This window comes from Bradyrhizobium sp. SRL28 (assembly GCF_018596315.1).
Classification (GTDB): domain Bacteria; phylum Pseudomonadota; class Alphaproteobacteria; order Rhizobiales; family Xanthobacteraceae; genus Bradyrhizobium.
Genome location: NZ_JAHEAG010000001.1, coordinates 502,603 through 520,439, shown reverse-complemented (window position 1 = coordinate 520,439; position 17,837 = coordinate 502,603). Strand labels below are relative to the sequence as shown.

The window sequence follows — 17,837 nt, the reverse complement described above, 5'->3', positions numbered from 1 at the left end:
AAGGGAGCGTTAAATGACCGAGAAGCCAATCGCGATCGTGACCGGGGTAGGGCCGGGCACTGGAGCTGCCATCGTCAAGCGCTTCTCTGCTGGCGGGTTCCGTATCATCGCGCTTGCCCGCTCAGCGGAGCTCATCAATCGCCTTGCGCAAGAGCTTCCCGACGTGCACGCGGTGATCTGCGACGTCTCGGACGAGAGCCAGGTGCGGACCGTGGTCACTGACGCAAAGCACCGTTTTGGCGCGGCCGATGTTCTCATCCACAACGCAGTCGGAGGAGGCTGGGGCAGCTTTCGCGAGATCGATCCGAAGATGCTGAGGGGAAATTTCGAGGTCAACGTGATGGGCTTGTTGTACCTGGCGCGCGAGGTGGCTCCTGACATGATCGATCGCGGCAAGAGCGCGATCCTGGTGACCGGAAACACGTCTTCGATCCGAGGCAAGGCCAATTTCGCCGGCTTCGCTCCGACAAAGGCGGCGCAGCGTATTTTGGCCGAGTCGATCGCACGTGACATGGGACCTCTCGGGGTGCACGTCGCCTATGTTCTCATCGACGCCGTCATCGACACGCCCCGCATGCGCGCGCGGATGAGCGACAGACCGGATGAGTTCTTCATCAAGCCTGCCGCCATCGCCGACGAACTTTACCATCTCTACGGTCAGGACCGATCGGCCTGGTCATTCCTCACGGAACTGCGGCCATTCCGCGAAAACTGGTGATGCATGGCCGGTAAGAAACGCAGTCAGAGGGGGAACGCGCTTCCTCATTTCAACGCTCTGCAGACGCAGGACTTGAAAGGTCAAAACCATGACTGATGGGGCAATCTCGATTGATACAGGGACGGACGAACTGCTGTGTGCGATCCGGGATCGCGTCGCCGTGATCACCTTGAACCGGCCCGAGGCACGAAATTCGCTGTCCGACCATCTCACGCCGGCGTTGCGCCGGATGATCAAACGCAACGGTGACGATCCGGACGTCGGCGCACTGCTGATTACCGGTGCCGGCAGCGCTTTCTGTTCGGGCGGCGATGTCAAGGGGATGGGCAGCAACTCGGCCGCACCGGCCATGTCATTCAGCGACAAGGTCGCGCGACTAAGGGAACGTCAGCGAACCCTGACCGGCATGCTTGTCTCGGTGCGTAAGCCCACCATCGCGGCCTTGCCGGGACCGGCGGCTGGCGCCGGACTTGCGATCGCGCTCGCCTGCGACATGCGTATCGCAGCCGAGTCCACCATCATGACGACCGGTTACGCCAAAATAGCGCTGACCGGTGACTACGGCATTTCGTGGCTGCTGACCCGGCTGGCCGGGACGGCGCGCGCCCGCGAACTGATGTTTCTGTCAGAACGGATCGATGCACGCCGCTGCGAAGCACTGGGGCTGGTGAATCGCGTGGTGCCTGATGCTGATCTGCAGAACGAAGCGTTTGCGTTGGCGAGGACGTTGGCGAACGGTCCGGCGAGCGCCTATGCCTCCATCAAGGATAATCTCGACCTTGCGCTGTCGGCTGACTTCCTGACGTCATTGGATCACGAGGCCGAGAAGATGGTCGTTGCGGCCGGTACCGCGCAGCACGCCGAAGCCGTGCGGGCCTTCATCGAGAAACGTGCGCCCAGTTACAGGTGACCGAAACGCCTGTGACATGAAGACGCCAAAGCCATTCTGCTGCCGCGTCGCATCACGTCTCGGCCGATTTGTTTTCCGGGGATGGTCCGGCAATATCCGCCACAACGGCAGCCATCAGCGATTCCGCCAGAGGGGAATCCGCAATCACCCGAGACAATGCTGCTGAAGGTACGTGACGGCCGGACGGAAGAACGCTGTCGCCTAAAGCAATTCGGAGACCAGCAAATGAGCGAGACGAAAACCCAGGTCGGTCAGATCCGCACCGAGGTGCACGGGCATGTGTTCAAGATCATCATCGACAATGTGGCGAAGAAGAACTCGTTCAGTCCGCAGATGATGGCGCAGATGTCGGATGCAATGACGCTTCTCGACCGGACGGACGATTACTGGGTCGGGGTGCTCTGTGCCGAAGGACCGGATTTCACGGCCGGACTTGATATGCCGAAATTCTTTGGACCAAAGGCCGAGAATACCGAGATCAAGCCCGGCAACATCGATGCGTTCGCCTTGAAGAGCCGGTGCCGCAAGCCGATCGTCACGGCAGTGCAGGGGATATGTTTCACGATCGGTGGCACGCATGATTGTGCAGCCGATCCACTTCGGTCCTGCAACATCATTTCCTTGGAGCTACGACGCGGGACACAGCCGGCGCCCTGCACGTGAGGGCCGGCGTCTCGGTTCTGCGCCACATTGTCGCGCTGCTGCCGAACTGCCGTTGAAACCATCCCCGCGTGACGGTCACGCGGAGGCTTGGACAGAGTCAGTCAGCGCGATGAGAACATATTCTTCAGCTGCACCAGGAACGTCACCAGCCAGGCGCACGCATACATGCCCGCGAGACCAAGCGCCGTTCTGCGATCAATCAAGGACAGGTTTGTCCACCACCATATCCGGTAAAGCCATATTCCTGTCGTGGCCATGCCAAGCAAGCAGACCAGCACCTTGAGAAAGGACGAGTTCGCGACACCTAAAGCGCCAAACAAAAGCGTTGCTGGAATGAGAAACATCGTGCAGGCGGATATCAAAGTCTCGTTCATGGATCCTCAGGACATCTACGAATCGCAGGCTACACAGGCAGTTTGCCGCAACCTGTGCGCTTCCGGAAGGGACGCCGATGCGACTGATAGCTGGCTTGCGCCGCCCGTGATGCGTTCGGCCAATCGATTCTGAGTGCGGAAATGATGATCAGAAGCGAAATGAGTTTGGGACAGTGCGGCTGCCGGATTACTCCGCTTGCGGTCATGGAAATTTGAGCGTTGAATTCGCCGCGTCATGCGCGGCTGCGATGCAATTTTTGAGCGAGGTGGGATGGTCCGGCGAGCCGGCAGGCAACCGCTCTGAAGCAGCCAGACGCACGCAGTCTCCATGCGGGCAATGATCAGCACGCGCTTCGATCATCAACAAGGGAGGAGAACGATGGGCACTTGGCTTAGTGAGCGAGAGCAACGTCTTGTCGCGGGCGCAGAGGCGGCATCGGCGGCAACGCCGATCCCCACTCAAATTGTTTCCAACGGCGAGTATCTACCGCCCCCGCAGAGCGCTACACAGAAGAAGGTCGAGGCGCGGATCAACGAGCTCGCTGACCTGAACGGCAAGCACCTCGGTTTGAGCCGCAGGCAGTTCCTGCACACGAGCTGCGGCATGGCGGCGGCATTCCTCGCCATGAACGATATCTATGGCAATGTTTTCCAGGTCGCCCCTGCAGAGGCCCGCGAGCCCGAGCTGATGCTGGCGCGCGCGCAAGGCCTCGCCGGCCAGTTTATCTTCGACGTCCAGACCCATTTCGTGCGCGACGACTTCGATCACAAGGAGCTCTTGGGGCTGGCGGATTTTGCGAGCCAGCACTGGAACCCGAAGATGAAGGAGGAGGGCGTCACCTCGCTCGCCCGCTACAAGTTCATGAACTATGTGAAAGAGATCTACTACGACAGCGACACCAACATGGCGCTCTTGAGCGGCGCGCCGTTCGACGATCCGAGCTGGTGGCTTCTGTCGAACGAGCAGATCGTCAAGGCGCGCGAACTCATCAACGATTTCGCGGGCTCGCGCCGCCTCTTGGCGCACAGCGTCATCACCCCGAAGCAGCCCGGCTGGATGGAGGAGGTCGACAAGGCAATCGAGGTCTACAAGCCCGATTCCTGGAAGTCCTACACCATCGGCGATCCGCTGGCACCCTCCAAGTTCCCGTGGCGGCTCGACGACGAGCAGGTGATGTATCCGTTCTACGAAAAGGCGGTGAAGGCCGGCATCAACACGCTGTGCATCCACAAGGGGCTGCTGCCGCCCGATTACGAGAAGTCGTTCGCCGGCGTGTGGGAATACGCGACCGCGTGGGACATCGGAAAGGCGGCGAAGGACTGGCCGCAGATGAACTTCGTGATCTATCACTCGGCGCTGCGGGCGTTCCTCGAACTGCCGGACAAGGCCTGGGCGGAGTTCGAGCAGACCGGTCGCATCCAGTGGGCCACGGATCTCGCTGAAATCCCGCAGAAGTTCGGCGTCACCAATGTCTATGCCGAGCTCGGCACGTCCTTTGCCAACTCGGCGGTGGCGCATCCGAAGTTCTGCGCCGCGCTGGTCGGCACGCTGATCAAGGGCATGGGGGTTGATCACGTGATGTGGGGTACTGACTCGGTCTGGTACGGCTCACCGCAGTGGCAGATCGAGGCGCTGCGCCGCCTCGAAATTCCGGAGGACATGCAGAAGAAATACGGGTTTGCGCCGCTCGGCGACGCCAATAGCGTCACCAAGCAACTGATCTTCGGCGGCAACGCCACCAAGTTCTACAAGATCAGGCTGAAAGCGGCTGAGAACACCAGGATGCCGGCCTTTTCCGTGGACCGTCTCGCTTCGCTCAAGAACGAGTATGCGCTGGCGGCCAAGGAACCCTCGAACCTGCGCTACGGCTACGTTCGCGCCGCGTAAATGTCCAACGGCCGCGCCGGCGGAGCAGGCAAGCTTCGCGGGCGCGGTCGACGCGCAGTTGCAGTGACAAGGACGTAGCGGGACGGCATGTCAAGGCGGGCGGCTACTTCCGGAACCTGGTAATCCTAACCCTTCTTCGGTGTCCAGCCATAGGCCTTGGCGCAGGCACCGCCCATCAGCATTGCCCGCTCGGTGTCGCTCAGGCGGTCCGTTCTGAGAAAGGGCTCAACGGCCTGCTCGTAGTCGACGACTGCGAATGCACGCGTCCAATCCGTGCCCCACAGGCAGCGATCGAAACCCCAGGCATCAAATACGCGGGCAAGCGGGTCCCAAATGTCCGGGAAGGGATACGGCTCCCGCGAAAGCGTGCAGGCGCCGCTGATCTTGATCACGGCGTTTGGGCGCCTGGCCAGTTCCAGCACCTTTGGGAGGTTGGTCCAGGGCTCGGGCGGCGCCGGCGGCACGCGCGGCTGCAGGATGCCCAGATGGTCGACGATGAATCGCGTGTCGGGGTGGCGATCGATCAGCGCAATGCCCGCGTCCAGATTGTCCCAGCACAGGATGTTGAGTGGAAAGTCGTAACGAACGGCCGCGCGCGCAATCCGGTCGAGGCCGGGATCGTCAGTCGCACGCTTCTCTTCCTTCCGCAGCATGATGCGGATTCCGACCGCGCCCGGCGTTTTCTTCCACTCGGCGACGACGTCGGCCACATCAGGGTCATCAGGGTCGAGCGGCTTGACGATGGCGAGCCGGTCGGGATAGGCCCGCTGCACTTCGACGGCGTAGCTGGCGTCGTAGCGGTACAACGAAAAGGCGGAGATGAAGATCGCGCCGTCGACGCCGACCTTGTCCATCGCCGCCACCATCTCGTCACCCGTGACGTGATCCGGCCAGTTCGGCACGCTTTGCCAAGGTCGCTTCGGCGTGTTGGCCTCATAGGCGTGGACCTGGGAGTCGATAATCGTCATCGGAACATTTCCCTTGCGCCGCGATCAGGTTGATCAGGCCACGACCTCAATCGCCTTGCCGTTGACGCGGGTCTCGCCCTTCAAATTGTCGACCGTCACGTGGGTGTCGTACCAGGTGAGGCGAGGCCGGACCCCAAAGCGCTCGGTCAAATCCGCGATGCGCTCTTCTGTAAACCAGGCTTCCGCCGATTCACGGCTGTCCCAGAGATAAACGCCGCCGGTGCCATTTTCACCATTCAGGTAGTCCTTTCGGATCAATCCTCTCTTGGCGAGGCCGCGATAGGTTGGCGCGGTCGACGTGCCGCCTTTCACCGCCAGCTCCTCGGAGCGCTTTGGCAAATCGAACTGAACGACAACGATGCAATTGGGCATGAACGGTTCCTCCCGTCAGGTCGGCAATCATGCGCTGAATTCGGGTACACGGTCAAAGGCTGACCGCGCGGCGACGCCCGCTTCTGGCGCAAGGCGGCCATTCCGCAAGCGAACCGGAAGCAGTTGCGCCGGATTGTGCACCCAGATTTGAATCGCGTCCCAACAGCCGGCCGTCTATGGTGTGTTTATGTCACGCCTCATGTTTCTGTCGATTGCTATCGTCCTTTCGCTGCTGCCGGTCGTTGCGTCGGCCGCGCCGGCACATAAACGGCCTGCGCCACGCTGGCACGGCTACGGCTTCCTGCCGGGCTATCAGCAGCCACCGAATAACAGCCTTCCAGCTTTCAAGCAGAAAGCTTCGGTTTCGCGGATGGCGCGCCAAAACCGGCGCCCTTGGTATATCGATCCAGTCCCAAGTTATTACGGGTACGATGGCGACTGGCACTATTTCGGCCGGCCCGGCTTTTACGGTGGTCGCTACAATGGCGGCAGTTTCGGCCCTTGCTGGACGCGGACGCCGATCGGGCCGGTCTGGAACTGCGGCTGATTAAGCTGTCGACGAGCGCAGCAAACCAGGGAGAACAGACATGACAGTTTCGACGGAACGCGCAGTCCTCGCCGGCGGCTGCTTCTGGGGTGTGCAGGATCTGCTGCGCCGCTATCCCGGCGTGATCTCGACCAGGGTGGGCTACACCGGCGGCGAGGTGCCAAACGCGACCTATCGCAACCACGGCAATCACGCCGAAGCCATTGAGATCACCTTCGATCCGCAGACCATCAGCTATCGCAAGCTGCTGGAGTTCTTTTTCCAGATCCATGATCCCTCGACGCTGAACCGCCAGGGCAACGACCGGGGCGCGAGCTATCGGTCGGCCATCTTCTATACCAGCGACGCGCAGAAGCGGATCGCGGAAGACGCCATCGCCGATGTCGATGCTTCCGGCCTTTGGCCGGGCAAGGTTGTCACCGAGGTGGCCCCTGCCGGACCGTTCTGGGAGGCCGAGCCCGAGCATCAGGATTATCTGGAAAAATATCCTGACGGCTACACCTGTCATTTCATTCGGCCGGAATGGACACTGCCGCATCGGGCGGAGAAAGCTGCAACAAGCGCGAGCGGAGCCTCAGTCGCGTGACCAAAGCCTCCGATCTGCTGGTGGCCGCCCTTGAGAACGAGGGCGTCGAATACATCTTCGCCATTCCCGGCGAGGAGAATCTCGACGTGCTGGACTCGCTGCGGCGCTCGAAGATCAAGCTGGTATTGACGCGGCACGAACAGGCGGCCGGCTTCATGGCGGCCACCTACGGGCGTCTCACCGGGCGCGCGGGCGTCTGCCTGACGACGCTGGGTCCCGGTGCGCTCAATTTGACGACGGCTGCGGCCTACGCGCATTTGGGCGCGATGCCGATGGTCATGATCACAGGACAGAAGGCGATCCGGAGCAGTCGCCAGGCGCGCTTCCAGATCGTCGACATCGTCGCGACCATGCGGCCGCTCACCAAGATGGCAACGCAGATCGTCTCTGCGCAGAGTATTCCGACCCTGGTTCGCGACGCCTTCCGGGTCGCGCAGCAGGAGCGGCCGGGGCCCGTGCATCTCGAACTGCCCGAGGATATCGCGGCCGACGAAGCCGCGGCCGACATCATTCCGCCGCATGTCGTCGAGCTTCCGGTCGCGCCTGCAGCGGCCATCGAGCGCGCCGCAGCCATGATCATGGGTGCCAGCAGGCCGCTCGTCATGCTGGGCGCGGCGGCGAGCCGCCCGCGTCTCGCCGAGCCGCTGTCGGCGTTCGTGCGCCGATGCGGGATTCCATTCTTCAACACCCAGATGGGGAAGGGCGCGGTCAATGCCGGCTCCAATCTCTATATGGGCACGGCCGCGCTGTCGGAGCGGGATTGGGTTCACGAGGCGATCGACCAGGCCGATCTGATTATTTCGATCGGCCACGACACCGTCGAGAAGCCGCCTTTCCTGATGGGCCATGATGGACCGCAGGTTATCCATGTCGGCGCCACGCCGGCGACCGTGGAACAGGTTTACTTCCCGCAGGCGGAGATCGTCGGCGACGTCGGCGCGAGCCTCACGAGCCTGGCCGATCGCCTCGAAGGCAACCTCCCCAATGGTCAGGCATTGCTGGGTTTGCGGGAAGGGATCCTTGCCCACCTCGCCGAGCGGTCGACGGAGGATCGGTTTCCTCTGACGCCGCAGCGCATCGTGCACGACGTCCGCCAGGTCATCCCGCCGGACGGCATCGTTGCCCTCGACAACGGCATGTACAAGATCTGGTTCGCCCGCAACTATCGCACCAGCGTCGCCAACACGCTGCTGCTCGACAACGCGCTGGCGACCATGGGGGCGGGTCTTCCTTCGGCGATCGCAGCGTCGCTGATCCACCCGGACCGGCGCGTGCTCGCCGTCTGCGGTGATGGCGGCTTCATGATGAATTCGCAGGAACTTGAGACGGCCGTGCGGCTCAAACTGAATCTCGTCGTGCTCGTGCTCGAGGATCGTGCCTACGGGATGATCCGATGGAAGCAGGAAGTCGATGCGTTTCCGGACTTCGGACTCGAATTCGGCAATCCTGATTTCGTCGCCTATGCCAGGTCATATGGCGCCAAGGGCTCCCGCGTCGGCAAGGTCTCGGAGCTCTCGACGATGCTGGAAGCTGCTTTTAGCGAAGGCGGCGTGCATCTCGTCGTAGTACCCGTCGATTACAGCGAGAACATCCGCGTACTTGTCAACGAGTTACATCAGGTAGTCCGGGCCAAATGAAGAGCCCCGCGTCCGTCTTGTGCGCGAAAGCTTATTTGCGATCGCGCCGTGCGGCCAAATCTTCATGAGCTTCTCCTGCTGGCTTTGCCGCATCTGGCCTTACTTCCCGAGCACAGCCTGCGGCGTGTTCCGAAAGCTGATTGCCATGCGGTTGTAGGCATTCATCAAGCCTATCGCGATCGTGAGATCCACGAGTTCTCGCTCGTCGAACACGGTGCGGGCGGCCTGGTAGGCTTCATCGGGTACGTTGGTCTCTGCGACACGCGTCACCGTTTCTGCCCATGCAAGGGCGGCGCGCTCGCGCGCGTCGAAGAGGTTGCCCGCTTCCCTCCACGCCTGTACCAGCGCCAGCTTTTCGATCTTCTCTCCCCTCTTGAGCAGGTCGCGCGTGTGCATGTCGAGGCAGTAGGCGCAATTGTTGATCTGGGAGATCCGCAGATAGACCAGATCGACCAGCGCAGGGGAAAGGCCGCTCTGCATGACGTAGCCGTAGACGCCGCCCAGCGCTTTCACGCCTGCCGGTGCGATCTGGTTGTAGTCGAGGCGCTTGTTCATTTTTTGCTCCTTGATGACGTGTGTTGCTCAACGGAAGTGGTCAGTTCTTTCTCGTCGGTATCGACGACGAACACGGCGAGCAGCCTTGCAGGCCCCTTCTTGCTAGCATTGCGACTGACGGGATGACGGGAGCCCGGCGTCTCGTAAAAACTTTCGCCGGCGCGGTAGACCCGCCTGGGTCCGTCATTCACCTGGGACTCGATTTCGCCCGAGAGGACGTAGCCGAAGATGAAAGCCGACTTGGCGTGGATGTGCGAAGGCGATACCCCGCCCGGCGCATAGTCGACGACCAGGGCGACCAGTGATTTGCCGGGGATGTTGGGTATCGTCTGCTCAAAGTGCGGCGTGACCGTTTCGCCGACGCCGTGGGCGGCGGCAGGCGTCGCTGTGGCGATGGCAATGGCAGCGTAAGCCGCGCCGAAGATGGATCGCATTTTCATGGTGGTGTTCTCCTTTGCTTGGGGTGCTGTTGCTTTTGTCCTGTTCACCGGCGAACCACGGTCTTCAGCGAGTCGACGAACACCCAGAAGGAGGCGGCGAACAGGCCGACGTCTTTCAGGAGGAACTGACCCGGCGCGACCGAGATCGCGGGCAGCCCGAGCTCCGGCACGACGACGCCCGGCGTCGAGATCATGAAGCTGAGGGTCGTGACGAAGCCCGGCCGAGAGAAGACCGCCGGCTGCGGAAAAGATCGGGTTCGCCAATCTGAGGGCGATCAGCAGCCCGATACTGAGTTCGATGAAACCGAGGAAGGTGGAGAAGCCGCGGACCGAAAACAGAGCATAGAACCAGCTCAGCAGTGGGCTGTTCTCCACCAGCGGCACCAGCCCGTTGGCTTCGTATTCAGTAAACTTCATCCCGCCGAACCAGGCGTAGATGATCGCGAGCGACACGTAGAGGCCGACTCGGCTGACCGGCTCGGCGTAGGCGAGCAGGCGTTCGGCATGATCGCGCCACTCGGAGACTGCGCGCAGTGGCAGGACCGGTGTCCGGATGGCGATGCGTGAGATGGTAACTTCCGTTTTCATGGTACTCTCCTTGTCCACCGGACGTGTGAAGGACCGCCGTCGAGCATCAACTCGACGGTCTCGGCACGTCCAGCTGGATGCCGAGAAGTACGTCGGGCGCCTTGGCAGCCCGGCGATTGGTGCGTAGGCGTCGTCTAGGCGCTCACGCTTTCGTGCTTGTGCAGGTTGTAGCGAGGCGCCGGGATGGCACTCGAGAGCTTGCTCGACATGGCGAAGCGCGCCGTCTCATGACGATCCCACTCTGACTTGTCCGCCAGCGACGGGATGGTCACGGTCTCGCCGAGGTCGAAGCCGGCGAGCGCGGCATCGACCATGTCGTCGGCCGACATCACGATCTGTGCCGGAAGCTGATGAACCGGCATGCCGGCCACGTCCCAGAATTCGGTAGCCGTGGCGCCCGGCAGCACCGCCTGTACGCGGATGCCCTTGTCGGCGAGTTCGTGAACGAGAGAGTGGCTGAACGCGAGCACGAACGCTTTCGTGCCGCCATAGACACCGTTCAGCGCCTCCGGCGCGATCGCGACGATCGACGCAATGTTGATGATCGTGCCATAGCCGCGGGCAACAAATCCCGGGACCGCGGCATAGGTCAGCCGCGTCAGCGCGGTGACGTTCAGACGGATCATGTCTTCCATCTTGTCAACGTCGGAAGCGACCAGCGGGCCTGCAGCGCCGACGCCCGCGTTGTTGACCAGCAGGGAGATGCCGGCATTGGTCCGGAGGATGTCCTCAACGCGTTGCAGGTCTGCCGGGGACGTGAGGTCGGCTTCGACCGTCTCCACTTTCCGGCCCGTTTCGTTGGCGAGCCGCCGCGCCAGCGATGCGAGGCGCTGCCTGTTGCGCGCAACAAGAATGAGGTCGTGGCCGCGCTTGGCCAGACGATCGGCGTAGATCGCACCGATGCCGGTGGATGCGCCGGTGATAAGGGCGGTGCCTTTGGCCTGGGTCATGTCCATCTCCGTTTGGTTGGTTCGTTGCTTCGCGGTGATGGATAGGCCCTTCCGAAATTGATGGCTATCTGGCAAAATCGAGATGTATCCTTCCATAAAATGGAAGCATCCCAATGGACCGTCTCGAAGGCATGTCGATTGTGTTAGCCGTGGCCGAAGCCGGAAGCCTGTCGGCTGCGGCCCGCCGGCAGAAAATGCCGCTGGCGACCGTGAGCCGAAAGGTGTCCGAGCTCGAAGCGCACCTGCGCACCAAGCTGTTCAATCGGTCGAGCCGCGCACTGGTCCCGACTGACGCGGGGCTCTCCTACATCGCCGCCGCAAAGCGAATCCTTGCCGATATCACCGAAGCCGAGCGCGCCGCTTCCGGCGAGTACACAACGCCGCGCGGAGATCTGAGTGTTTCGACCCTTGTCGCGCTCGGCCGCTTATGTCTGCAGCCGATTCTGGCGGAGTTCCTGGTGACGTTTCCGGAGGTGGACGTTCAGCTCAATTTGCAGGACAGGACTGTCAATCTCATGGAGGAGCACATCGACGTTGCGCTTCGCGTCGGCGATCTTGCCGACAGCAGCTTGATCGCGGTGCGTGTCGGGGAAATCTACCGCGTAGCTTGCGCGAGTCCGGGCTATTTGAAATCTCGCGGAACGCCCAAATCGCCTGACGACCTCTCTGCGCACGACTGCATCAGCTATTCTCCGATGCAGTCGCCAACCACGTGGAGATTCAAACGAGACCAGACCGAGTATGTGGTGCCCGTTCGATCGCGTTTCGTTGCGAGCAATCTCGAGTCGGCCTGCGATGCTGCGCGCGCGGGCATCGGGATCACCGTGGCGTTCTCTTATCTTGTCGCCGAATCGATCAAATCCAGACAGCTGGTTCCGCTTCTGCAGGATTTTCAGCCGCCGCCGCAACCCGTCAGCTTCGTGTACTCGCCAAATCGCTTTATGCCGGCCAAATTGCGTGCGTTTCTCGACTTCGCGTTGCCACGCCTTAGGACGCGCCTCGCGGACCTGCCGAACGGTGTGGTCCCGCGGAAACAGCGCCCGTAACCGTGTTGCTCGTGGAGAAGTTGCTCAACGCCCGCTGTGGGAGGGCAGCTCTTGCTGCACGGCGGACTTTCCAAACATCGGCTGCGCCTTGTCCGGGGGCTCACGAGATCGCAATAATCTCCAGCTCTTGACCGGAGGTGCCGACGATATCCCCAACAGCTTTGCCCATCAGAGACCTTGCCACTGGGGACACGAAGGAAATAGAGCCGGCCTTGGGGTCCGCTTCGTCCTCTCCCACGATATGATATTTCTGCACGCGCCCATCGTCGCGCCTGAAAGTGACGGTGCTCCCAAAGGCGACAGTGTCGTTTGATGTCGGAGTGGGGATGACCTGAGCCGTCCGAACTCTTGCCGCAAAGTAGCGCGCATCACGCAAAGGGGTTGCGGCTTGCCGCCGCCGCTCATTCACGTCTTCGATTTTCTGCGCCGTCTCGTACGCCTCGCGGGCCTGCTGGAGCTGAAATTCCAGAGCCTTCAATCCCGCTTCCGTAACAAGGTTCGGATGAGGTGAAACCGGGCGGTCGGGAAGCAAAGTCTCCGACGCGGTTTCGGCACTGTCTTCCTTGGTGAAGGCAACGCTCAAGCTCAGAACTCCTTTTAAGCGCGAAATGCAAAAAGCGGTCGGCGACAAAAGCGCGGACTCGTCAACGGAACTGTCGCGCAACACTCGGCAAGTTTAGCATACCGCGGAGCGAGACGGGCGCCATTATCGAGCTACCTCGTTTGTGTATCACGCGACAGAAGCCCTCTAGCAGTGCTCTGCTGCCACGGCTGATGCGCGGTATTTTCCGAGTGCGCGCTCGACCGTCACATCATGGAGCCGAGCTGCTGCAGCCTTGCTCCGCCGGCAGTTCCTCGGCATTGGGGTCGCCCGGTGCCGTTGCCCAGGCCAGTTCGACGAGCGTCACGATCCGCCGGCCGGCACCGTCAAGCTGGCAAACGATGAGGCCCTGCTCCTCGATGTAGGTCAGCAGACGCCGTGCACGGCGCAACGAATGTGAGCCATAGGCGCGGGCAATCGCTGCATCACCCGGGCAGGGCCAGCCTTCCTTTGCGGCGCGGGCGATCATCATGAAGACGCCCTGCATATCTTCCGGCAGCAGTGAGGCGCGGACCGAGACATCCTGCCAGCCGTCATCCTCTGCCATATCGGAGCCGAGCCCGGCGCGGGCGCGCGTCAGCATGCGGCGGAAATCAGCCAGATCCGGCACGTCCGAACCGAGGCCCTCTATTCGGCAGCGGACCACGAACTCCTGATAGAGGACGCCGATGGCACGGAATCCCGCGTCGGGTTCCGCCATGACGGCGCGCAGAATACGGTCCACGCGCTCACGCCGCTCCGCCAGTTCCTCAGCGCTGAGGGGCTGCTCCACCGCTTCGGTACGGATCTCCAGCGCCGCTGACTTCGCCGCCATGAGCTGCTCGAGGAGGTCTGGCGACGACCGGCGCTGGGGCCGGTTATTCTCGGGCGGCGGCGCTGCCAGGATGATGGCGCGTGCGTCCGGTGTCGCTTCCGGCAGCGGCATCAGGCGCGGGGTCGCGTTGCGCGGCGTGGTGTCCGTTGGACCAATGCGCAGCCCCAGCGGACGGCGGGAGAGGGCCGGTCCCAGCGCCATGAATTGCCCGCGCTCCAGATCCCGGAAGGCCTCCGCCTGTCGCCGCTCCATGCCCAGAAGGTCGGCGGCGCGTGCCATGTCGATATCCAGAAAGGTTCGGCCCATGAGGAAATTGGACGCCTCGGCCGCGACGTTCTTGGCGAGCTTCGCCAGTCGCTGGGTGGCGATGACCCCCGCAAGCCCGCGTTTGCGGCCGCGGCACATCAGGTTCGTCATGGCGCCGAGCGAGAGTTTGCGCGCTTCGTCCGAAACCTCACCGGCGACGGCCGGCGCGAACAGCTGCGCCTCATCCACCACCACCAGCATCGGGTACCAGTGGTCGCGGGCGACCTCGAAAAGCCCGCTGAGAAAGGCGGCGGCGCGGCGCATCTGGTTCTCGGCGTCGAGCCCCTCGAGATTCAGCACCGCGGAGACGCGATGGATGCGCGCTCGCTCCCCGGCGACCTGCAGGCCCCGCTCGGTATGGTCCTCGGCATCGATCAGGAGGTGGCCGAAACGGTCGGCAAGCGCCACGAAGTCGCCTTCGGGGTCGATGATGGTCTGCTGCACCCACGGGGCACTCTGTTCCAGCAGCCGGCGCAGCAGATGGGATTTGCCGGAGCCCGAATTGCCCTGCACCAGCAGGCGGGTCGCCAGCAGTTCCTCTAGGTCCAGGTTAGCCGGGGCGCCTGCCGTCGTGTGTCCCATCTCGATCGCAACGGTCATGTCCCGACTCAAAGTCCCCTTGGCGGAGGCGGGCTTAACAACCTGAACGCAGCCCGTCGAGCGCCCATGGCTGGCTACTTCCGTGTTCTCCACGGCTGGTCGAACGCGATCAGCCCGGATGGATGCCGACCTGCCACACTTCACGCACCGGAGGCGCCTGCCGGGGTTGTGGACAAAGGTTGTTGGCGAGTGCGAGCGCGGCCAGATCGATATCGTTCGGCGCGAAGCAGACCTGAGAATGAGAGATGGCTATTTGCCGTCGTTCCATATATCGGTGCTGAGCTTCCAGTCATTTCCGACCTTTTCCCAAACCACGACATACTTTCCAGTCACTTCCTGGGGTGTCGGTCCCTTGGTCTTCAGGGAGAAGGTCCCGATCTCGCGTGCTGCGGATGGGCCAAGCGGTTTGACGTCAATGGTTGTGAGTTTCGGATCGCCAACTTTTTCCGCCATGCCTTTCCACATTGCCTCGATGGCCGCTCGGCCCTGTACCATCGCAGAACCGGGCGGGAAGGCGGTCGCATCAGTGCTGTAGAGTGATGCAAGCCCGGAGAAGTCGCCCTTGTTGAACAATTCAACAAATTTGGTGTTGATCGCTTCGATCTCGGCCTTCTGAGCCGAAACCGGCGCGGTCAACGAGATCACGAATGCAATCACCAGTGCTGTGCTGCGCATGATCATCTCCCATCCTGATCGTGACGTCGAAGCGGATGCGTTGAATGCCGCATCCGAGACCGCGTTTGGTGTAACAGCAATTCCGGGGAATTACCGTCAGCAACATTGACGAACCGGAGCAGCGCAGCGCCTCGCACAGTTCGCCGAGTTCGGTAGGAGCGACGAGAGTGGCGAACGATTTCATCGCCCATGTGCCTGACTGTTGAATGGCCAGTTCTTGTTAGAAAGATTCCGGCGGATATCGAACAGGCAATCAGCTCAGATGATGGGCCTTTTGGAGACCGTAAACCGGTGTGGGAATGCCTTCCATTCGCGCTTTCAACTGGAGGGAGAGAAACTGGGAATAGTGGCGCGACTGGTGCAGGTTACCGCCATGGAACCAAAGCCCCTCCTGTTGCGTCGGTTTCCACATATTTCGCTGTTCGCCCTCCCATGGGCCCGGGTCTTTGGTCGTATTCGAGCCTAGTCCCCAGACCTTGCCTACCTTGTCAGCAACTTCCCTGGAGATCAGGTCCGCGGCGAAGCCGTTCATCGAACCGTAGCCGGTGGCATAAACGACGAGATCTGCCGGCAGCTCGGTCCCGTCGGTCAAAATGACGGAATGTTCCGTGAGCTTTTTGACATCGACGCCGCTCTTCAGCTTGATGCTGCCATTGGCTACCAATTCCGAAGCACCGACGTCGATGTAGTATCCGGATCCACGCCGAAGGTATTTCATGAACAAACCGGAATCGTCGTCACCATAGTCGAGCAGGAAGCCTGCCTTCTCGAGACGTTTGTAGTAATCGGCATCGCGTTCCCTGATCGCGTTATAAACCGGGATCTGAAACTCGTGCAGAATCTTGTAAGGCAGTGAAGCAAAGATCAGGTCGGCCTTGGCCGTCGTCATTCCAGACTGGACCGCCTGTTCGGAGTAAAGCGAGGCCAGTCCGAGCTCCATCAGCGAGTCCGACTTCACAACATGGGTCGTCGAGCGCTGAACCATGGTAACGTCGGCTCCGGCTTCCCAAAGCGCGGCACAAATATCGTGGGCGGAATTGTTCGAGCCGATCACCACGGCTTTCTTGTTCTTGTATTTGTCTGGTCCCGGATGCTGCGACGAATGGTGCTGATCGCCCTTGAAAATTTCCATGCCTTCGAATTTCGGCATGTTGGGCTTGGCTGACATCCCCGTCGCAAGTACGAGCTGTTTTGGCTTGAGCACGACTTCCTTGCCGTCGCGCTGCACGACAACGGTCCATTCGCGGCTTTTCTGGTCGTAAGATGCCTTCTTGCATTCGGTGGCGCCCCAGTAGTTGAGCTCCATCACCTTTGTATACATTTCTAGCCAGTCCCCGATCTTGTCCTTCGGTGAGAAAACCGGCCAGTTCCGAGGAAACGGCAGATAGGGCAGATGATCATACCAAACCGGATCATGCAGACAGAGGGACTTGTAACGTTTGCGCCAGCTGTCGCCAGGTCTTTCATTTTTTTCGACGATGATCGTCGGCACATTAAGCTGACGCAGACGGGCTCCGAGCGCGATGCCGCCCTGACCGCCACCAACAATGACACAATAGGGTTGACGCGAGTAGCCGAGCTCAGCGGTTTCCGCCTCGCGTTCTTCCTTCCATGTCTTTCGATTGCGTTCGGCGCCGTGTTTCGCGCCCATCGGACGGTCGAAGCCCAATGGCTCTTCGTGTCCCTTGAGTTCGCTCATGGTCGTCAGCAGCGTCCAGATCCGACCGTCTTTCAGGCGCATGTGGCCAAAGCCACGCGCGACCTCTGTTTCGAATTGTATCCAGCTCTCGATAATTCCATCTGTTTCGGAAGCGTTCTCTCCGTCCGCAATCTTCCAGTTCGACGGCTTCGTATCGGCGAGCCGCGCCTTGAGCATGTCGCGAACCTGCTCCTTGCCCTCCATTGTCTTGATGTTCCAGGTGAAGGTAACGAGGTCGCGCCAGTAGCAGTCCGTCTGAAAGAGATCGACGGCGCTTTCCACCTCGCCAGCGGACAGCGCTTTGTCGAGCGCGTTGAGAAGATCAGACATTTTTCCGTCCGGGGCTTTGTCGAGCATGATGTCCTCCCTTGTGCCGATGGCAGAGCTGCGCTCTTTTCTCGTTCCGGCGAACTGAAGCCGAGGCGCCGACGAAAGCGATGAGCTTGCGCGGTGTCATTCGGTCTTTCAGGACAGACCTAAACTCTAGCACTTTGCGGCGAAGAGGCGAGGGAGAAACAGCCAGTCGGGTTAAAATGCGGCCAGGCATCGGATTGGGTCCAGCACCTGATTTTCAGGGAACGTCCGGGTTTTGGCGTGCAAGCGATTTGCTCGGCGATGTGTAGAGCATCGTCTACCTCATCCCGAGCGCGAGAATTCGTAACCAGACTTCGAGGGAAGCCGTGTCTGTTCCGTAATCTCGAACTGCACTGGTCGGCCCGTCTTCTTTTGGACGACTGTCGCTCTGTCCCGGACCATTGCACCTGAGGATACTTCGTCGATGCGAAGTTTGACCAAATCGCAGGCGCGAAGTTCGCGATCTATCGCCAAATTGAAGGGTGCAAGGTCGTGCCACATCTGTGCGATCTCGAGCCGAACGCGAGCAACGCAAATTGCGCCGGA

At 61.3% G+C, this 17,837-nt stretch carries 18 protein-coding genes and 1 pseudogene; 8 read left to right on the top strand and 11 right to left on the bottom strand.

The window, feature by feature from the left end; translation table 11 throughout:
• The first annotated feature begins 13 nt into the window (after nt 1-13).
• From KIP88_RS02235 to KIP88_RS02225, 3 genes are all read left to right on the top strand, one after another.
• Complete coding sequence (locus KIP88_RS02235) at nt 14-718, top strand: SDR family NAD(P)-dependent oxidoreductase (protein ID WP_214486190.1); 705 nt, start codon at nt 14-16, stop codon at nt 716-718.
• A gap of 88 nt (nt 719-806) precedes the next feature.
• Nucleotides 807-1,628 (top strand): enoyl-CoA hydratase-related protein, encoded by an 822-nt coding sequence (locus KIP88_RS02230; protein WP_214486188.1) that lies wholly within the window; start codon nt 807-809, stop codon nt 1,626-1,628.
• Between the two features lie 225 nt (nt 1,629-1,853).
• Entirely contained in the window at nt 1,854-2,291 is a 438-nt protein-coding gene (locus KIP88_RS02225; protein ID WP_249790464.1) for an enoyl-CoA hydratase-related protein, read from the top strand.
• 101 nt (nt 2,292-2,392) lie between these two features.
• Here the strand turns inward: KIP88_RS02225 and KIP88_RS02220 are convergent, their stop codons facing one another.
• Nucleotides 2,393-2,665: a hypothetical protein gene (locus tag KIP88_RS02220; protein ID WP_214486187.1), complete on the bottom strand. Its 273-nt coding sequence runs from the start codon at nt 2,663-2,665 to the stop codon at nt 2,393-2,395.
• 379 nt (nt 2,666-3,044) lie between these two features.
• On the opposite strand from KIP88_RS02220, the gene KIP88_RS02215 reads away from it, so the two are divergent.
• Nucleotides 3,045-4,553, top strand: coding sequence for an amidohydrolase family protein (locus KIP88_RS02215; protein ID WP_214486186.1), 1,509 nt, complete (start codon nt 3,045-3,047; stop codon nt 4,551-4,553).
• Between the two features lie 125 nt (nt 4,554-4,678).
• Here the strand turns inward: KIP88_RS02215 and KIP88_RS02210 are convergent, their stop codons facing one another.
• On the bottom strand, nt 4,679-5,521 hold the full coding sequence (locus KIP88_RS02210) for an amidohydrolase (RefSeq protein WP_214486185.1): 843 nt from the start codon (nt 5,519-5,521) through the stop codon (nt 4,679-4,681).
• A gap of 33 nt (nt 5,522-5,554) precedes the next feature.
• The gene (locus tag KIP88_RS02205; protein WP_214486184.1) at nt 5,555-5,893 is read right to left on the bottom strand and encodes a YdhR family protein; all 339 of its coding nucleotides are present in this window, start codon (nt 5,891-5,893) and stop codon (nt 5,555-5,557) included.
• Between the two features lie 187 nt (nt 5,894-6,080).
• Between KIP88_RS02205 and KIP88_RS02200 the strand changes: the two genes are divergently transcribed.
• From KIP88_RS02200 to KIP88_RS02190, 3 genes are read left to right on the top strand one after another with little or no spacing between them, the layout of a single operon-like run.
• Nucleotides 6,081-6,440 carry a hypothetical protein gene (locus KIP88_RS02200; protein WP_214486183.1) on the top strand — a complete coding sequence of 120 codons (360 nt, stop codon included), beginning with the start codon at nt 6,081-6,083 and terminating at the stop codon, nt 6,438-6,440.
• 40 nt (nt 6,441-6,480) lie between these two features.
• Entirely contained in the window at nt 6,481-7,026 is a 546-nt protein-coding gene (gene msrA / locus KIP88_RS02195) for a peptide-methionine (S)-S-oxide reductase MsrA (protein WP_214486182.1), read from the top strand.
• Nucleotides 7,023-8,663, top strand: a complete 1,641-nt coding sequence (locus KIP88_RS02190; RefSeq protein ID WP_214486180.1) for an acetolactate synthase large subunit — start codon at nt 7,023-7,025, stop codon at nt 8,661-8,663. Before msrA ends, KIP88_RS02190 begins: the two co-directional genes overlap by 4 nt.
• 99 nt (nt 8,664-8,762) lie before the next feature.
• Here the strand turns inward: KIP88_RS02190 and KIP88_RS02185 are convergent, their stop codons facing one another.
• From KIP88_RS02185 to KIP88_RS02170, 4 genes and pseudogenes are all read right to left on the bottom strand, one after another.
• A complete protein-coding gene (locus KIP88_RS02185; RefSeq protein ID WP_214486179.1) occupies nt 8,763-9,218 on the bottom strand; it encodes a carboxymuconolactone decarboxylase family protein in 456 nt (151 codons plus the stop codon).
• Complete coding sequence (locus tag KIP88_RS02180) at nt 9,215-9,658, bottom strand: cupin domain-containing protein (protein ID WP_214486632.1); 444 nt, start codon at nt 9,656-9,658, stop codon at nt 9,215-9,217. The genes KIP88_RS02185 and KIP88_RS02180 overlap by 4 nt, the downstream gene beginning before the upstream one ends.
• A gap of 44 nt (nt 9,659-9,702) precedes the next feature.
• A pseudogene (locus KIP88_RS48440) lies at nt 9,703-10,246 on the bottom strand (YkgB family protein).
• 134 nt (nt 10,247-10,380) lie between these two features.
• Nucleotides 10,381-11,196 (bottom strand): SDR family oxidoreductase, encoded by an 816-nt coding sequence (locus tag KIP88_RS02170; RefSeq protein ID WP_214486177.1) that lies wholly within the window; start codon nt 11,194-11,196, stop codon nt 10,381-10,383.
• 113 nt (nt 11,197-11,309) lie between these two features.
• On the opposite strand from KIP88_RS02170, the gene KIP88_RS02165 reads away from it, so the two are divergent.
• Nucleotides 11,310-12,242 (top strand): LysR family transcriptional regulator, encoded by a 933-nt coding sequence (locus KIP88_RS02165; protein ID WP_214486175.1) that lies wholly within the window; start codon nt 11,310-11,312, stop codon nt 12,240-12,242.
• Between the two features lie 100 nt (nt 12,243-12,342).
• On the opposite strand, the gene greA is transcribed toward KIP88_RS02165, so the two are convergent.
• The 4 genes from greA to KIP88_RS02145 all read right to left on the bottom strand — a co-directional run bounded on the left by greA (nt 12,343) and on the right by KIP88_RS02145 (nt 17,294).
• The gene (gene greA, locus KIP88_RS02160) at nt 12,343-12,825 is read right to left on the bottom strand and encodes a transcription elongation factor GreA (RefSeq protein ID WP_214486174.1); all 483 of its coding nucleotides are present in this window, start codon (nt 12,823-12,825) and stop codon (nt 12,343-12,345) included.
• 229 nt (nt 12,826-13,054) lie between these two features.
• Nucleotides 13,055-14,563 (bottom strand): ATP-binding protein, encoded by a 1,509-nt coding sequence (locus tag KIP88_RS02155; RefSeq protein ID WP_214486173.1) that lies wholly within the window; start codon nt 14,561-14,563, stop codon nt 13,055-13,057.
• A 249-nt stretch (nt 14,564-14,812) separates the two neighbouring features.
• Nucleotides 14,813-15,238 (bottom strand): SgcJ/EcaC family oxidoreductase, encoded by a 426-nt coding sequence (locus KIP88_RS02150; protein WP_214486172.1) that lies wholly within the window; start codon nt 15,236-15,238, stop codon nt 14,813-14,815.
• Between the two features lie 253 nt (nt 15,239-15,491).
• Nucleotides 15,492-17,294 carry an NAD(P)/FAD-dependent oxidoreductase gene (locus KIP88_RS02145; protein WP_214486171.1) on the bottom strand — a complete coding sequence of 601 codons (1,803 nt, stop codon included), beginning with the start codon at nt 17,292-17,294 and terminating at the stop codon, nt 15,492-15,494.
• Nucleotides 17,295-17,837: the final 543 nt, after the last annotated feature.

Bases quoted from the DNA above. Each gene is read 5' to 3' on its own strand.
- KIP88_RS02180 (WP_214486632.1), bottom strand. From the start codon at position 9,658: ATGAAAATGCGATCCATCTTCGGCGCGGCTTACGCTGCCATTGCCATC.
- KIP88_RS02220 (WP_214486187.1), bottom strand. From the start codon at position 2,665: ATGAACGAGACTTTGATATCCGCCTGCACGATGTTTCTCATTCCAGCA.
- KIP88_RS02150 (WP_214486172.1), bottom strand. From the start codon at position 15,238: ATGCGCAGCACAGCACTGGTGATTGCATTCGTGATCTCGTTGACCGCG.
- msrA (WP_214486182.1), top strand. From the start codon at position 6,481: ATGACAGTTTCGACGGAACGCGCAGTCCTCGCCGGCGGCTGCTTCTGG.
- KIP88_RS02235 (WP_214486190.1), top strand. From the start codon at position 14: ATGACCGAGAAGCCAATCGCGATCGTGACCGGGGTAGGGCCGGGCACT.
- KIP88_RS02215 (WP_214486186.1), top strand. From the start codon at position 3,045: ATGGGCACTTGGCTTAGTGAGCGAGAGCAACGTCTTGTCGCGGGCGCA.
- KIP88_RS02165 (WP_214486175.1), top strand. From the start codon at position 11,310: ATGGACCGTCTCGAAGGCATGTCGATTGTGTTAGCCGTGGCCGAAGCC.
- KIP88_RS02230 (WP_214486188.1), top strand. From the start codon at position 807: ATGACTGATGGGGCAATCTCGATTGATACAGGGACGGACGAACTGCTG.
- KIP88_RS02225 (WP_249790464.1), top strand. From the start codon at position 1,854: ATGAGCGAGACGAAAACCCAGGTCGGTCAGATCCGCACCGAGGTGCAC.
- KIP88_RS02205 (WP_214486184.1), bottom strand. From the start codon at position 5,893: ATGCCCAATTGCATCGTTGTCGTTCAGTTCGATTTGCCAAAGCGCTCC.
- KIP88_RS02155 (WP_214486173.1), bottom strand. From the start codon at position 14,563: ATGACCGTTGCGATCGAGATGGGACACACGACGGCAGGCGCCCCGGCT.
- KIP88_RS02210 (WP_214486185.1), bottom strand. From the start codon at position 5,521: ATGACGATTATCGACTCCCAGGTCCACGCCTATGAGGCCAACACGCCG.
- KIP88_RS02185 (WP_214486179.1), bottom strand. From the start codon at position 9,218: ATGAACAAGCGCCTCGACTACAACCAGATCGCACCGGCAGGCGTGAAA.
- KIP88_RS02200 (WP_214486183.1), top strand. From the start codon at position 6,081: ATGTCACGCCTCATGTTTCTGTCGATTGCTATCGTCCTTTCGCTGCTG.
- KIP88_RS02170 (WP_214486177.1), bottom strand. From the start codon at position 11,196: ATGACCCAGGCCAAAGGCACCGCCCTTATCACCGGCGCATCCACCGGC.
- KIP88_RS02145 (WP_214486171.1), bottom strand. From the start codon at position 17,294: ATGCTCGACAAAGCCCCGGACGGAAAAATGTCTGATCTTCTCAACGCG.